The sequence below is a fragment of the bacterium genome (assembly GCA_040754625.1).
GTDB lineage: Bacteria > JACRDZ01 > JAQUKH01 > JAQUKH01 > JAQUKH01 > JAQUKH01.
This window is the reverse complement of record JBFMCF010000006.1, coordinates 1-14,174: the sequence shown is the minus strand read 5'-3', so window position 1 is coordinate 14,174 and position 14,174 is coordinate 1. Positions and strand designations below refer to the sequence as shown.

General features: G+C 34.9%; 15 protein-coding genes. 2 read left to right on the top strand and 13 right to left on the bottom strand.

All coding sequences use genetic code 11. The features are described 5' to 3' along the window. From AB1498_00440 to AB1498_00380, 13 genes are all read right to left on the bottom strand, one after another. On the bottom strand, positions 1 to 863 hold an 863-nt coding region (locus AB1498_00440; protein ID MEW6086769.1), incomplete at its 3' end, for an AAA family ATPase. A 221-nt stretch (positions 864 to 1,084) separates the two neighbouring features. Beyond that, a complete protein-coding gene (locus AB1498_00435; GenBank protein ID MEW6086768.1) occupies positions 1,085 to 1,777 on the bottom strand; it encodes a GSU2403 family nucleotidyltransferase fold protein in 693 nt (230 codons plus the stop codon). Next, positions 1,758 to 2,078 carry a hypothetical protein gene (locus AB1498_00430; GenBank protein MEW6086767.1) on the bottom strand — a complete coding sequence of 107 codons (321 nt, stop codon included), beginning with the start codon at positions 2,076 to 2,078 and terminating at the stop codon, positions 1,758 to 1,760. The genes AB1498_00435 and AB1498_00430 overlap by 20 nt, the downstream gene beginning before the upstream one ends. Positions 2,079 to 2,190: 112 nt before the next feature. Next, positions 2,191 to 2,871, bottom strand: coding sequence for a CRISPR-associated endonuclease Cas6 (locus tag AB1498_00425; GenBank protein ID MEW6086766.1), 681 nt, complete (start codon positions 2,869 to 2,871; stop codon positions 2,191 to 2,193). 3 nt (positions 2,872 to 2,874) lie between these two features. Beyond that, the gene (cas3, locus tag AB1498_00420) at positions 2,875 to 5,208 is read right to left on the bottom strand and encodes a CRISPR-associated helicase Cas3' (protein MEW6086765.1); all 2,334 of its coding nucleotides are present in this window, start codon (positions 5,206 to 5,208) and stop codon (positions 2,875 to 2,877) included. Then, the gene (gene cas5b, locus AB1498_00415) at positions 5,183 to 5,905 is read right to left on the bottom strand and encodes a type I-B CRISPR-associated protein Cas5b (GenBank protein ID MEW6086764.1); all 723 of its coding nucleotides are present in this window, start codon (positions 5,903 to 5,905) and stop codon (positions 5,183 to 5,185) included. The genes cas3 and cas5b overlap by 26 nt, the downstream gene beginning before the upstream one ends. A gap of 15 nt (positions 5,906 to 5,920) precedes the next feature. Further along, on the bottom strand, positions 5,921 to 6,856 hold the full coding sequence (cas7b, locus tag AB1498_00410) for a type I-B CRISPR-associated protein Cas7/Csh2 (protein MEW6086763.1): 936 nt from the start codon (positions 6,854 to 6,856) through the stop codon (positions 5,921 to 5,923). Beyond that, complete coding sequence (locus tag AB1498_00405; protein ID MEW6086762.1) at positions 6,856 to 8,661, bottom strand: TIGR02556 family CRISPR-associated protein; 1,806 nt, start codon at positions 8,659 to 8,661, stop codon at positions 6,856 to 6,858. Before AB1498_00405 ends, cas7b begins: the two co-directional genes overlap by 1 nt. A 104-nt stretch (positions 8,662 to 8,765) precedes the next feature. Then, positions 8,766 to 9,212, bottom strand: coding sequence for an ORF6N domain-containing protein (locus AB1498_00400; protein ID MEW6086761.1), 447 nt, complete (start codon positions 9,210 to 9,212; stop codon positions 8,766 to 8,768). A 304-nt stretch (positions 9,213 to 9,516) separates the two neighbouring features. Further along, the gene (locus AB1498_00395) at positions 9,517 to 10,527 is read right to left on the bottom strand and encodes a PDDEXK nuclease domain-containing protein (protein ID MEW6086760.1); all 1,011 of its coding nucleotides are present in this window, start codon (positions 10,525 to 10,527) and stop codon (positions 9,517 to 9,519) included. A 257-nt stretch (positions 10,528 to 10,784) separates the two neighbouring features. Next, positions 10,785 to 10,994, bottom strand: coding sequence for a type II toxin-antitoxin system HicB family antitoxin (locus AB1498_00390; GenBank protein MEW6086759.1), 210 nt, complete (start codon positions 10,992 to 10,994; stop codon positions 10,785 to 10,787). 64 nt (positions 10,995 to 11,058) lie between these two features. Further along, complete coding sequence (locus AB1498_00385; protein ID MEW6086758.1) at positions 11,059 to 11,421, bottom strand: DUF5615 family PIN-like protein; 363 nt, start codon at positions 11,419 to 11,421, stop codon at positions 11,059 to 11,061. After that, entirely contained in the window at positions 11,418 to 11,648 is a 231-nt protein-coding gene (locus AB1498_00380; protein MEW6086757.1) for a DUF433 domain-containing protein, read from the bottom strand. The genes AB1498_00385 and AB1498_00380 overlap by 4 nt, the downstream gene beginning before the upstream one ends. Positions 11,649 to 11,907: 259 nt before the next feature. Between AB1498_00380 and gpmI the strand changes: the two genes are divergently transcribed. Together gpmI and AB1498_00370 are read left to right on the top strand one after the other, a co-directional pair. After that, positions 11,908 to 13,437 carry a 2,3-bisphosphoglycerate-independent phosphoglycerate mutase gene (gene gpmI, locus AB1498_00375; GenBank protein MEW6086756.1) on the top strand — a complete coding sequence of 510 codons (1,530 nt, stop codon included), beginning with the start codon at positions 11,908 to 11,910 and terminating at the stop codon, positions 13,435 to 13,437. Positions 13,438 to 13,544: 107 nt separating this feature from the next. Beyond that, the gene (locus tag AB1498_00370; GenBank protein MEW6086755.1) at positions 13,545 to 13,871 is read left to right on the top strand and encodes an SWIB/MDM2 domain-containing protein; all 327 of its coding nucleotides are present in this window, start codon (positions 13,545 to 13,547) and stop codon (positions 13,869 to 13,871) included. Positions 13,872 to 14,174 lie beyond the last annotated feature (303 nt).

Sequence of the window (14,174 nt, the reverse complement as noted above, 5' to 3'; positions counted from 1 at the left end):
TGTCTTAGCTCGCTTAATAAAACTCCGAATTCACGAAGTTTTATTGCTCGGTATAATTTACAATATTCATCGAGGCCTCCAACTCGGCCTCTTGATTTATTTCTATTTGAGGATTTCAACAGAACCACTTCTTTTATCTTATGTCTTTCTGCAACATCTTTTGATAAGATATCATTAAAATACTGGCTTAAAAGTTCCATCCTGATCAATTCGTCCCGCGTAAGGACAATTTTCGGGAAACCGCCGATTTTTAAATAGTCTTGCAAATACTTTTTTAATATATTTTTGTTTTTTAACAGCCACAGGTCGTCACTGCCGATTTCAATGCCCTTAAAATTCAAGAATTCTTTAAAATTCAACGGCATTACCGACATTTCCAGATGTCTCCCTGTCAGCAAAGTCGAAAACTCGGACGACAAAAGCTCTGTATTTGATCCCGTTACAAATATTTTTACATTTTCTTTTCTATCATACGCGGAACGCACCCAATGCTCCCATCCCTCTATTTTTTGTATCTCATCCAGGACTAAATAAATTTTCCCATCAGGTTTTAAATAATCTTTATACGCGTGCCATATATCATCAAGCAAGCCGATTTTCAATGAACCATAAAATCTTGGGTCCTCAAAATTAACATATAACGTGTTTTTCTTCGGTACTTTACTTCTAAGCAATTCTGACAGCATCTGCAATAGAATAGTGCTCTTTCCTGAACGCCTGACGCCGGTTAAGGTTACAATTTCGTCAGTCGCTAAATATTTTTTCAGCTGATTAAGATATTCCTTCCTGGGAATTCCGATTTCGATATCTTTCTCCCAAAAATTCCACAATAGAAGCGATTCAATTATTTGATCTTTATTCATAATAGCCTTAGTATTATCCGATTTGTCGGACAATAATATGATATATCATCCGATATACTTTGTCAACAAATATTAAATGCTTTTTATATTTAAGGCACTTTTCTGCCGCTGACAGAGTCACTGTCACTATTTTTAACCACCGTTCCGAACCCTCTCGACACCGATTTGCCGATTCCCCAGTATTTAGAGACTGAATCATAATCCCTATTTCTACTGCCGAGCTAATTACCTTTTAAAATCTTTAAAAAACTAAGCTCTTCAGCCGATTCCAATCCTTTAATAATCTTATTCTGCCACTTTGAAGGAACCGTATTGAAAACATTTTTTATAACACCCGATTCGCCCTTATGAATTAATGCCTTTAAAATCTCAATAGCGGTATTTCTGTCTTTTATAGCCTTTTCTTCCTTCAACCTTCTCTGGAATATAATTAACTTGTGCAATGCGAAATTAGCCGGATGAGGCAAAGTCAAATAGAAATCTTCCACCTTAACTTTAATTGTGTTACCTGACAGAAAATTAAGAAATCTCAATGCTACCGCGTTAATTCCTAATTTCGGCAAAGGATGAGGTTTATCCGCCCCTTTTCCTTTTTCAGGAACCAGAAATTCAACAATCAAGTCAGGATGGTCAAGTTTAATATAACCTTTACTGCCCCTAAAAATCGTAACGTAACCTAAATCCTTAAGAAGTTCCGGCACATCGATTTTCCGCTTTATATTTGCGGGCTTATCGACTAAAAAATCTATATCCCTGGTCCTGATAGTAAGTTGATCAATATATGGAATGGCGGGAAAATATTCTTTGTAAAAATATATACACCAGCTGCCTATAAGAATAAATTCGTCCAGTATCCCGGCTTTATTAAACCGCCTTAATATTTCAAGACATAATTCAGATTGCTTCTTTTCCACGTAAAGAACTCCTCAAAAATCTAATCTGTTTTTTTACCTGAGATAACAGTTTTCTGTATTTAGCGCGTAATAGTTTGCTTTCTCCATATTTCTTTATTTCTTCTTCCGAAACTTTCCCTTTATAAATATACTTTACTTTCCTGTCAATTCGCTTTACCAAATAAAAATATTTGTGGCCTCGTATCTTTTTTTCCACAAGGCATCCTTGAGGCAATTGTCTTATTGCCTTTTTATACTCTTTCTCCATCCTTAAAGAATTTTCCAGCTCTTCCGCCAATACGCCTTTAATGACACCTCTCACAAAACCTCCTATTACCTAACAAACTTCAATATAATATAACATGTTGGGTAACAAATATCAATAAATAAAATTACCTAACAATTCTATAAATAAACAGCTTTGTTGGGTAATATTAAACATTGTTTTGAGTTAAATTTTTTTTCACCGTCCCGAACCCTCTCGACACCGACTTCCCGATTCCCCAGTAATCAGGGATTTCAAAGTTGACGGAGAACGTGCCGAGAAAGCCGAGCATAGGGGTGCCTTTGAGGGAGGTGTGAATTTCTTTTATGTTTTTAATATCTGCAATAATCGGCGATGGCACAGTGTAACCAAGGCTTTTTGACATTGAAATTACATTGCCAACCAAAATTTTATTTAACAATTCTTTTTTATCTTCCCAGTTTTTCATTCCCCTGTATTTTTTGTGGTTTTCTTCGTTGAGGGCGAGCCAGGGGGTGAGGAAAGAATAGGATGTATGTTCAGACAATATTGAAAAGGATGTCGTATAACTTTCTAATCCCTTGCTTAATATTTCCTCCCATTTGCCATCAATATTTAATGATTTTAAGTCATGAAATGTTTTCATAATGATTCCCGATCCTTCATTGAACCCTATCAACAAACATGAACCATCTATTACTTTATATTGAACACAAGGATATTGGTAGATAAAACTTCCATCAGGTTTATGCTGATGAGCATAAGGATTATCCCAAAATAAATTGCCCAAATACCCCCTTATTTTTTCAGTGTCACTTTTCCTTAAATTAATATTTATAATAATATTAAGCGTTAAAACATTTATTTCCATTTTTCACCATATAATTACAGATTTTGTATCTTTTGCTATAAAACCTGTTTCAGAATCATAATAGTCTGCTAAAATAGATTGCTTTACATAACCGATTTCGCCAAACATTTCCGGCATATTTTTAACATTAGAAGGGATTGATATGACATATTGGTAAAAGTCAGCTTTTATTGAATCAAATTTTTGCTTTCTTAAAAAAATACCGTCAATATTTTTTAACCCTGCATATTGCTTCCATACCTCTTTGGCTTCTTCATCTAATTCTATAAAAACATCGGTTTTTTGATAGCTTTCCTCAATAAGTTTAAATTCTGAAATAGAGGTTTTATCATCCTCACTATCATATCTAAGTTTCGTAATTGCTTCTAAAAGATTTTTGGAAACCTCTTGAGTCTTTTTTTCTTTTGTCTCCATATAATAGCTTTCTATTAGCTGTAAAAATTCGCCTTCTTTTATTTCGTCCTTATTAGATAAAATTCTTTGAGTTATATCGAGTAAGACACTGTCATATATGTATGAAGCGTATTTTTTATCATTAGCATCTTCTAATATAACAATATGAACATTACCTTTTTTATTACCATTTCTGTTGCATCTTCCCGATGCCTGATTTATTGAATCCAGGGGGGCAATATCTCTAACAACGACATCAAAATCTATGTCTACGCCGGCCTCTACAAGTTGTGTTGATACGACAATCTTATAACTACCATTTTTAATATCCTTTATCCGCTCAAGACGGTCTTTTGGCGTTAGATAAGTAGATAAATATGTTTTCGGTATCTCCGTATCTTTAATTAAATTATAAAAATCTTTTGCAGCGCCTATGGTGTTAAATATAAAAAGATAGCTTTTCCCATCAGTTAGCTTGAAATAATCATAAATTTCGTTTAATGTCATTGCCCGCGACAGATGAGAAATCAATGAAACCCTATCTAATGAATTGAAATAAAAATCTCTATTAACAAGACTTTGAGTTTCTTCTCTATCGAATATCAAAGGTTCTGTGGCTGTTGCAAATATAATATAGACATTTAACGACTCAGAAAGTTCTTTTAAAACAGTTTTCAAAAGCAGCCAATATTTGATAGGGATAGACTGAATTTCATCAAGTATAATAATTGAATTTGCAAGTCTATGAAATTTTCTGATGCTCCTGTTTTTATTGGAAATCAAAGTATGAAATAGCTGTATAAAAGTAGTCACAATTATTTCAGAATTCCATCCCTCAATGAGTATCTTTGCCTCATCGGGTTCAAATTCAATATCCTCTTTTTTGTAAAATATTTCTGAGAGATGATGGTGTTTTAGAAAAACATCAGAATCAGGTTTAATGTCGTTTGCTTTTATCACAGATTCAAATACATTGGAATTTTGGTCGATAATGCTTAAAAAAGGCAAAGCATAAATAATCCTTGGATTTACGTTATCTTTTTTTAACCGCTCTTTAAGTTTTAATGCAAAAGAAAAGGCTGCTAATGTCTTACCCAAACCAGTGGGAAGGTTTAAAGAGTAAATTTTTTTGTTTGTGGTAATATTGTTACCCATTACCTCTTGATATGCCTTGTCTCTAATATCATTTATTGGAGATTGAGGGAATGATGTTTTCGCCTTATAGTTATCTACCAAATTGCCGGTAATTATTTGCTTCCGTTCAAATGCTGATGTATCCTTTATAACCACATCGCTCTTGTCCGCATCAAGAAGCAGAGAATAAAGAAGATTGATGGTTATAAAACTCCTGACATTGCCATCTATTTCTTTAATCTGTTTTTTAACAACTTTCATTTCTTTGCCAAAGTCATTAATCCATCGATCAATGTTGTTTTTATTTAAAAGTACCGGCAACCCTGCTTTGTGAAGTTTATTAGCAAGCGCATAAAAATTATCATTATTTGTGCTTTCAAGCTGTTTGCGCAGTAACTCAGCATCTTTATCGTCAAAATCTGATACTTCATTTAAGACATCCCTTAAATTTCCGTGGTGTCTCCTGACAGTTAGAAAAGCAAAGAAAGGATAAAGGCTTTCAGGTTTTATTTCTTTGGTAATATAATAAACGCATAGAGATGATAAAAAACTGTGCCTAACTTCTTTACTTCCTTTAAGTCTATATTTTTCCTTTTCATCTGCAAATAGATATTTTTGGAAATAACCAGATGCCTTCCCTAAGTCATGGGTCAAGGCTATAATTCGGCTGATATCTGTTAATTCATTCCGGATATTTTGCGGTTTTTCGGAAAGAAATAGGGATGCCAGTCTTGAAACACCTATTAAATGGTCTTCAAGCAGTTTGTCCGGGTGTGAATAGAGATTAGAAGAACACAATGTTTTCTCCATTTTCGAGCTTATGATATGTTTTTACTCTTGCCTTTATAGTATTACCTTCAGGCTCAAATATTACGTCATCATACTTTCCAACAATTCTTTTCTGATTCATTATTATCGGCATTTTTTCTTTAAAATATTTTTTACCTTCTTCTATTCCCAAACCATCAGAAATCAGATTTGTAATAATTACAGGGGTGCATAGTTCCGTTAATTCATCATTTGATAATGTCTCCTCTGAATTATAAATACCTGCATATTCAAAATCTGCCAGCAGTTCACTCAATCCAAGAGACACAGTATAGAAACTTTTGTGTTCTTTAATATTTTTGCAGAGAGTATCAAATATTTTGGGATCTTGATGATTAACATATACCATATAGGATGGTTCTTTCACAAATTCGGTTCTTATTTGTGTGCGCGGTTCGTGATATTGATTTCCATATGGAATCCAAAAATTTCCTTTTGTGTTTATAAGATTTATTCCCATTCTTATTTTTTTAACTGGATTTATAATTTTTATAGCAATATGACATCTTTGGGATGAAAATATATCTAAATATTCTTCTTTACCTGCTCCATAAATAGCACCCAAAATACCTGCGATAGTTGATGGCGGAGGAAAAGAAAATGTTAATGGAGACGATGTAGTATAGAATTTACGGAAATGGGCATAATCACCCCATATATTAAAGGCTAAAACTTTCATAGTTCCCCTTCCCACTTATAAAATTAAGTCTTCAATGCTTAAACCGTTTAATGCGTCCTTAATAGAACAGTCTTTATTATCTTTTATAAACGAAATCCGTTCATCAACCTTTAATTTGATTTTTTCAATCTTGCCCTTATAATCATTTAGTGATTTGACAAGATTTGTAATATCAATCTTTACTTCCGATATATTGCGAATTCGTTCACCATTAATATCTGAAACAAGCGTCATTCTTTTCTCTAACTCTCCAATATAAAAATTTTCATTTTTATAAATAACCTGCATAAGCAATCTTGGCATCTGTCCAAATTTTGACCCGGATATTAAATTCTTGGTTCCATTCCAGATTCCTTCAAGCATCAAAATTATGTCTTCTTCTGTTAATTTCAATGCTTGAGTCAAAGCGGCATTTTCATTTACAATACCATAAAATGCTATAAGAGAATATGGGAGCATATATTTTTCGGTGAATGTTCCCTGTTTTTTGTCGGCCTTAGAAGGCATAACTGTTGTACCTTTTATATAAATCGAATCAACCTTATGAAGTGACCGGCCATATTTAAACTGGACAGGCCCAGTTAATGCCATTGTTTTCTTTTCTACTGCCGTTGTGGCTCCAAACAATCTGATATCTATACATTTATTTAGTAAATCTTCGGATGTTTTAAAATCGCCTAAACGGTCTTCTTTAGTTCTTAAATCTCCTTTGTCATCTTTCGTTTCTATTATAAAAATATCTAGTTTTTTATAATCATGTAAATAATCCCTAATCGTCCTTTTTAACCTTACATCCGTAACAATATTGATTCCCGTTTCTTCGTCTATCCTTGGTTTATTTTCATCCAAAGGATCGCCATTTGGATTTGCGTCTGTTATATCATACAAAAATAAAATTTCCGAACGATTCTTTACTAACTTTTTTTCTGCTGTTGGGGTTTCTTGTGCCATTATTTTTCCTCCTTTTTTTCTTCCATTTTGGGATAAACAATATTCGCCATTTCATCAACCAGATTCATACCACAAGCAAAATAGAAATTTATTTCATCAACCGACATTTTCCAATTATTTCCTGCTTCAAGAAGATATTTAGAAGCCTCTGACGCAATTATCCTTTTACCTTTGTCAAAAGAATCGTATTCTTCAAGTTTATTTTGAACCTGTGGCAGAAGTCCTTTTATATCTTTTTCATCCATCTTTAGACTTTTAAGTTTTTTTATAAAAGGTTTTGCGGACCTGTCACTCCATTGTTTATTAAGAAGTAATTGAGTAAGACTTCCCAATAAAAATATGCCTCGCTTTACAGGTGTTATAAATGAATTACCATATTTACAAAATACATTTTTAAACAGACTTTCTTCCATATTTTCCTCCTCAAAGGTTATTAAACCAAGATTTTTAAAAAATAGAATATTCATCAAAGCATCCTTCACCCTGAAACTGAAATAGCCATCGTTGACAAACTCCCCCCTAATCACTGACATAAAAAACTTTGTCAGGAATGAAGAATCAAGCTTTTTCCCTTTAAAAACGCTGTCAACTATTTCAAGAAAGTATTTATTCAAGTCGCTTTCTCTTTTACCTGCGTCAGACTTGGAAAAGAAGGTTCTTATTTTTCCAAAATTGAAATCCTCATTAAAAACATTTTCAACATATTCTTTAGCTTTAAAGATTTTCCTGATTCTGGAGGGAAAGACATCTTCTATCAATAGCAAAATTCTCTCTGCACTTTGTTTTTTTTGCAGAAAAAGAAAATCAAGTGTTAAAATATCTTTCTTTTCAGAAAAATATTCCAGAATATCATCTTCATTATTCATAATTCTTTTTTTTACGCGTTCTTTTAATGAAATTTTAGTAGTATCTGATAAAATACCAATAATTTCATCAAGCATATTTTCATTACCCATTAATAATCTCGGTATCAAAGAGTAATTCAAACCATAAAACTTAAAATTAAGATTTGAGTCAACGAATCTTCTGCCTTCTTCTAATCCAAGCTTGCATTCGGGACAAACAGGAAAATTTTTCCATGCAAGCGATTCAACAAAACCACCTGTTATAAACCCCGGCTTATCAATAGTATAAAACTTAAAAACGCTGACATCTCCTGAGACCAGACTCTTTTGTTGCGCGCATATTGAGCAGATTTTATTATTCGTGGAAATTCCTGTTATTTTTTCTGATTCTGTTGCTTGAAGTAAATTTTTAAATATTTCAAAATCACCGATATAAAACCATTTATCATTATCTTTGATTTTAACAGTCAGGAGTTTACCCTTTTTTTTGGATATGTCTTTTGTGAGGGATTGAATATTCCGGATAATCTGCTCTTTATTTTTTGACAGGATATTTTTTATTTTTTCAAGAAAGCCTTTTTCTTCTTTGCTAAGAGTTTTGCTAACCGAATACTTATCAAACCATTTCAGAATTTTACCATCAAAGGTTTTAACTAACTGTTTTTCAAGGTTATTATTTGTCTCTGCTTCGTCTTTTCCCTTTTTTGCGTTTATAATATTTGCGATAGGTGTTGGGTTCGGACCCTGAGACACACCACCCCTAAATAAATATTTGTGGCTTTTTGATGAATCATAATCTGCAAGTTCAACACCGTCTAATATTCCCTTATCAATATCAATTTTTATGAAGACAATTTTCCCTCCATCTTTAAAGTTAGGCTCTTTGATAAGGACATCCAAATCTTTTTTACCGATTTTATTGATTTGCCATTTGCCGATTTCTCTTATTGCGGAAAGCATAATTTTCCCCTTCCCCTTTCACTCCGTTTTTATAAGTGTCAGTAAACCGTGCCGGTGTTAGAAAAACATATAAACATTTCTACTCGCTTTCTCCAATGATTTCTTTACCCACGCACCAAAATTTTCCGCGCCAATTGATATTTTACTCTTTTTTCCCTTATAAATCCAATTTTGCTCTGCTTTGGTTCCGGCGAAGCCATTAACTGCCGGATTGCTGTAAAAATAGTTTTGATTTCTTCATCGTGTCCTTCTATTTTTCTTTCAAGTTGATTCAATTTATGCGCGAATTCTTTATGCATAGAGATAATTTCACGCAGCTTGACAAATGCCTTTACAATAACGATGCTTATTTTTATTGCCGTTTCACTCTTTAAAACACTTGCAAGCATTGCAACCCCATGTTCAGTAAATGCGTAAGGCATCACGCTCGAATGTTTCATTGTTCTGAACCGGTGACAAAATGTCACCAGTTCATCTTTTTCATCAGCAGTAAGTTGGAACATAAATTCCTCCGGGAATCGTTGTATATTGCGTGTCCCCGAATTAAAAATATCTTTTGTTCAATGATTTCCTGTGGAATTAATTCATTCATGCATAGTCTCCCCTTTTACAAACATACGATGTCCGCCCCAACTTGAGATGCCAATAGGCATTGAAATCATAATTTTTAAATTATTGTATATCACTCAATTTATATATTATATAACATACTTTTGTTTACAAAAGTCAAATAGAGTACAAATTCCCAAAAAATCCCCTTATTGCCCTACCGTCGCCCTCCAGCGGTTTATCGCAGGTTATCCATATCTCAGTCTTTTCGATTTTTATCATAGCTTTCTGTAAATTTTCCTTCAATCAAATATCAGCCAGTAACTTTTGCATTTCTTCCGGCGCGGGAAGTTCACCTTTAAGTTCCCTGGGCAGTTTTGCCGTTATTTTATACGCGGCTACGCCGATTGGTTTTTTGCTTTCCTTAAGGGCATATTCTACAATGGTCCGTTTCTTTTCTTTACACATTATAATACCTATTGAAGGATTTTCATCTTTTTCTTTTACAGTATTATCTAAAGCAGCCAGATAAAACTGCATTTTGCCAACGTATTCGGGAATGAATTTTCCTACTTTTACCGCCACCAGACATTTTAATCTGCGATGATACAGCAGAATATCAATAAAAAATTCCTCACCATCAATTTCCAGCCTGAACTGATTGCCCATAAACGCAAACATTCCACCCATTTCCACTAAAAACTTATTGATTTTGGCTATCAATGCCCGTTCAAGTTCCTTTTCGTTATGCTCTTCCGTCATTTCAAGAAAATCAAATGTATATTCATCCTTAACCGCTAATTTTGCCTGATTTTGGATTTTCTCTGGAAGAGCTTTGTTGAAATTTGTCTGATTCAGCATAGTTTTTTCATAGGTTTTATTTTCGATTTGATGAATAAGCACATTTTTTGTCCAGCCGAATTTTTTTGCCATTTTAATATAAAATTCACGCTCAAAGTCATTTTTACAGCGTTCCAAAATAATCAGGTTATGTGTCCATCCAATTTCTGCAACCAGTGGTTGCAGTTTTTCATTTTCGCGGTATATAATGTAAAAGGTCCTCATGTACCAAATATTTCTTGCGGAATATCCCTGCATACCCGGAAATTCTGCCTGCAGATCCGAAGCCAATGTTTCCACAACAGCCTTACCCCAGCCATATTGATTCTGACGCTCCACAATCATTCTGCCAATATCCCAGTATAAGGAAATAAGTTCTTTATTTACTGCTTTTAAAGCTTCGTACTGGGCGCGGCGTATTCTTTCTTTTATTTCACCTAAAAACTTATTGTAATTAGCTTGTATTATTTTCGCCATAAATCAAATCGCTCCTTTTATCATAAAATATCAAATAAAGACCAAGCAAAATTTTTCTTAAACGTTTAATACGGGGCTATTTCCGCGCCAACTGATATTTTACTCTTTTTTCCCTTATAAACCCAATCTTTTCCACAGGCTTTTCCGGCGGTTCAAAAAACAAAAACCCCCTTTGCCTTTTGAGCGAAGGGGGGAAACTCTTTTTAGCATAAACCTATCCGCTCGGAGCGGAAAGTATATTGGGATAAAAAGCTTATTTATGCATATACTAAATGACCTTTGGGTTCAGGAATTGGACGGCCGAGTTCTTTTGCTGTCTCTATCCACTCATGTATAATTTGCTCAACATTCGCAAGTGCTTCTTGATAGGTTTCGCCATCTGCCGCGCAACCCGCTAATTCCGGAACTTCGGCTATAAATGCCTGATCCTCATTGCTCCAATAGATTATAACTTCGTATTTAACCATTTTTTTCTCCTGCTAAAAGGATGGATAAAATGTGATCGAAAAATCTCATAACCAATGTTTTAAATCAAAAAGGCAGAATACGCACTCTACATTTATTTTCATCAATTGTAATAATTGAACCGCTTTCAAGTAAAGATTCATATTGCTTTATTACATTTATCAGTTTTTCACTTAAATGCTCTGGCATAATATCTTGAGTACGTACTTGAATTATACTAGGACCTTTAGTTCGAGTGTTTGATAACAAAGCGCCGAAATCTAAATCGTGAGTGAATACAACATATCCATTTTCAAGCGCCCAATTCATAATAATACTGTCAACTGCGCATGGATCCCCGATAGTGGACCAATGAATAGATTGAATCCCATGCTGTCTGAATATCTCAATCCATAAAGGTGAAAGATTCATATCAATCAACAATTTCATGCAGACACCAAAGGTAAATCTATTTCTTCAACACGCCAGGCAGCATAAGAAAGCGCTTCATGAATATCCTCTTCCTCCAAATAAGGATATGCTTTTAAAATATCAGCATTAGAATATCCTGCTGCAATAAGCCCGACAATCGTTCCAACAGTTACACGCAATCCACGGATACAAGGTTTACCGCCCATTACATTTGGATTAAATGTTATACGAGTTATATTTTTCATGTTTTTCTCCCCTTTTTCTGAAATTTAAGTCTAAAACAATTATATTACAAACTAATACTATTGTATATCAATCAATTTATATATTTTTACCAAATAAAGCCCCTTCACTCTTTAGAACAAAAATGTTATAATTCCATAGAATAATCGTATAATGAGATGAACTCCTCCCAACCTCCTCTTTAACAAAAGAGGAGGAGAAGGAGTTCCCCCTCTTTTTTTTAAGAGGGGGACAGGGGGAGTTCTAATATAGGAGCATGTTTTGAAAAAACCGGTCACGCTTATAATTCTGGACGGATGGGGAATAAACAAAAAGAAAGAAGGCAACGCCTTCCAGCTCGCGAAAAAACCGAATATCGAGGGATTTTTTAAAAATCATCCCTCTACACAGCTCCAGGCGTCGGGTGAAGCAGTCGGGCTCCCTGGAGGGCAAATGGGAAATTCAGAAGTCGGCCATCTGAATATCGGCGCGGGGCGCGTTATATGGCAGTCATTATCAAAAATTTCCAGGTCAATTAAAGACGGCAGTTTTTTCAAAAACGAAGTGTTATTAAACGCCTTTAATAAAGTTAAAAGTAAAAACACTAACCTTCACATTATAGGGCTTCTGTCAGACGGCGGCGTCCACAGCCATATCGAACATCTTTTCGGGCTCTTGGATATGGCAAAAGAAAACAAGATTGAAAAGATATTCATACATTGTTTTCTTGACGGGCGCGATGTTTCTCCAACCGCGGGACCGGGATATTTAAAACAATTACAAAAAAAACTTAAAAAGCTCAACACAGGCAAAATCGCGACGGTAATGGGGCGATACTACGCGATGGACAGGGACAAACGATGGGAAAGAATAAAAAAAGCCTATGATGCGATGGTCCTGGGTAAAGGGAATAAGATGACAGACGCGGTTAAGTCTGTAGAAATCTCATATAAAAATGAAAAAACAGATGAATTTGTTTTGCCCGTAATTATCACTGATGATAAAAACAATCCGACAGCAAAAATATCAGACAACGATACTGTTATTTTTTATAATTTCCGGCCGGACAGGGCGAGACAGATAACACGCAGTTTAACTGATAAAAATTTTATTGAATTTGAAAGGAAAATTTTCCCGAAAGTGGATTTCGCGTGTTTCTGCGAATATGAAAAAGATTTTAATCTCCCCGTCGTGTTCCCGAACGATGACATTCATAACGGGCTCGGGGAAATTATAAGCAGGGCCGGACTGAAGCAGCTTCGTATCGCGGAAACCGAAAAATACGCGCATGTCACATTTTTCTTTAACGGCGGGAGGGAACAGATTTACAAGGGTGAAGACAGGTGTCTCATCCCTTCTCCGAAAATCCCTACATACGACATGAAACCGGAAATGAGCGCTTATGAAGTTACCAATGAAGTTGTAAAAAGAATTGAAAGCGGTATTTATGATTTTATAGTTTTGAATTACGCGAATCTTGACATGGTTGGGCACACAGGCGATTTAAATGCGGCTGTAAAAGCGGTCGAAGCGGTCGATACGTGCGTTGGAAAAACTATTAACGCGGTTTTAAAAATGGAAGGTATCGCCCTTCTCACGGCCGATCATGGCAACGCCGAGCAAATGATTGATTACGAAACATCGGAAATTTATACGGCGCACACAACCAATCCCGTGCCTCTTATTATTATTGGAGCCGGCAATTTGAAATTAAAGCCCGGTATTTTGGCGGATATAGCCCCCACAATTTTAAAATTTTTTCATATTGAAAAACCGGAAGAAATGGCGGGAAAATGCCTGGCAGAAAAATAATCATTACGAGGTCTATTATTTTGTTTACAAATTTTCCAGAAATGTTGTATAATTCCGGGAGTGTATTGTGATCTGTTACATAAATTTTAAATAGAAGGAGATAAAACATGGCAGAAGTAAAAGGATTGGCAAAACCGGTAAAATTAAAAAAAGACCTGGCGGATTTTCTGGGGGCAAGTGAACTTCCAAGAACGGAGATAACAAAAAAACTGTGGGATTACATTAAAAAAAATAAGCTCCAGACAAAAACAAAAAACGGAAAGCCCGAAAACGCGGGAAAATTTATCGTGGCTGACGCCAAACTGGTATCTATCTTCAGGAACACCAAAACCAAAAGCAAATCAGGAAAAGTCACAGACCTTACAAATATTAAAGAAGGCCAGACAATCGACATGATGGAGATGGCCTCGGTTGTCGGCGCGAACATAGAATAAGGCTGCGGCGCCATGCGCTCCTTCCTGCCGCAACATTACGATTTATTTCTAAAATCCCCCTATTTCCCCCTTTGTAAAAGGGGGATTAAAGGGGGATTTTCAATTGATGCAAACTTTCCCGAGTTTGCCAATTAGTGCGGTTTTTTATCGAGGAGTAATTTTAAGGAATTGCCTGCTATTTCATCTTTAAGAGTAATTGCCCATTTGTCTTTTAATTCATCCACTACCTTTCTTATAGATTTCCCTTTTTCAAGCTCAATTACTCTCACCATGCAAAGCGCCGCAAAGACAATAAGAATGTGA

Bases quoted from the DNA above. Each gene is read 5' to 3' on its own strand.
- AB1498_00425 (MEW6086766.1), bottom strand. From the start codon at position 2,871: ATGGAAATAAATGTTTTAACGCTTAATATTATTATAAATATTAATTTA.
- cas3 (MEW6086765.1), bottom strand. From the start codon at position 5,208: ATGGAGAAAACATTGTGTTCTTCTAATCTCTATTCACACCCGGACAAA.
- cas5b (MEW6086764.1), bottom strand. From the start codon at position 5,905: ATGAAAGTTTTAGCCTTTAATATATGGGGTGATTATGCCCATTTCCGT.
- cas7b (MEW6086763.1), bottom strand. From the start codon at position 6,856: ATGGCACAAGAAACCCCAACAGCAGAAAAAAAGTTAGTAAAGAATCGT.
- AB1498_00405 (MEW6086762.1), bottom strand. From the start codon at position 8,661: ATGCTTTCCGCAATAAGAGAAATCGGCAAATGGCAAATCAATAAAATC.
- AB1498_00395 (MEW6086760.1), bottom strand. From the start codon at position 10,527: ATGGCGAAAATAATACAAGCTAATTACAATAAGTTTTTAGGTGAAATA.
- AB1498_00390 (MEW6086759.1), bottom strand. From the start codon at position 10,994: ATGGTTAAATACGAAGTTATAATCTATTGGAGCAATGAGGATCAGGCA.
- AB1498_00385 (MEW6086758.1), bottom strand. From the start codon at position 11,421: ATGAAATTGTTGATTGATATGAATCTTTCACCTTTATGGATTGAGATA.
- AB1498_00380 (MEW6086757.1), bottom strand. From the start codon at position 11,648: ATGAAAAATATAACTCGTATAACATTTAATCCAAATGTAATGGGCGGT.
- AB1498_00370 (MEW6086755.1), top strand. From the start codon at position 13,545: ATGGCAGAAGTAAAAGGATTGGCAAAACCGGTAAAATTAAAAAAAGAC.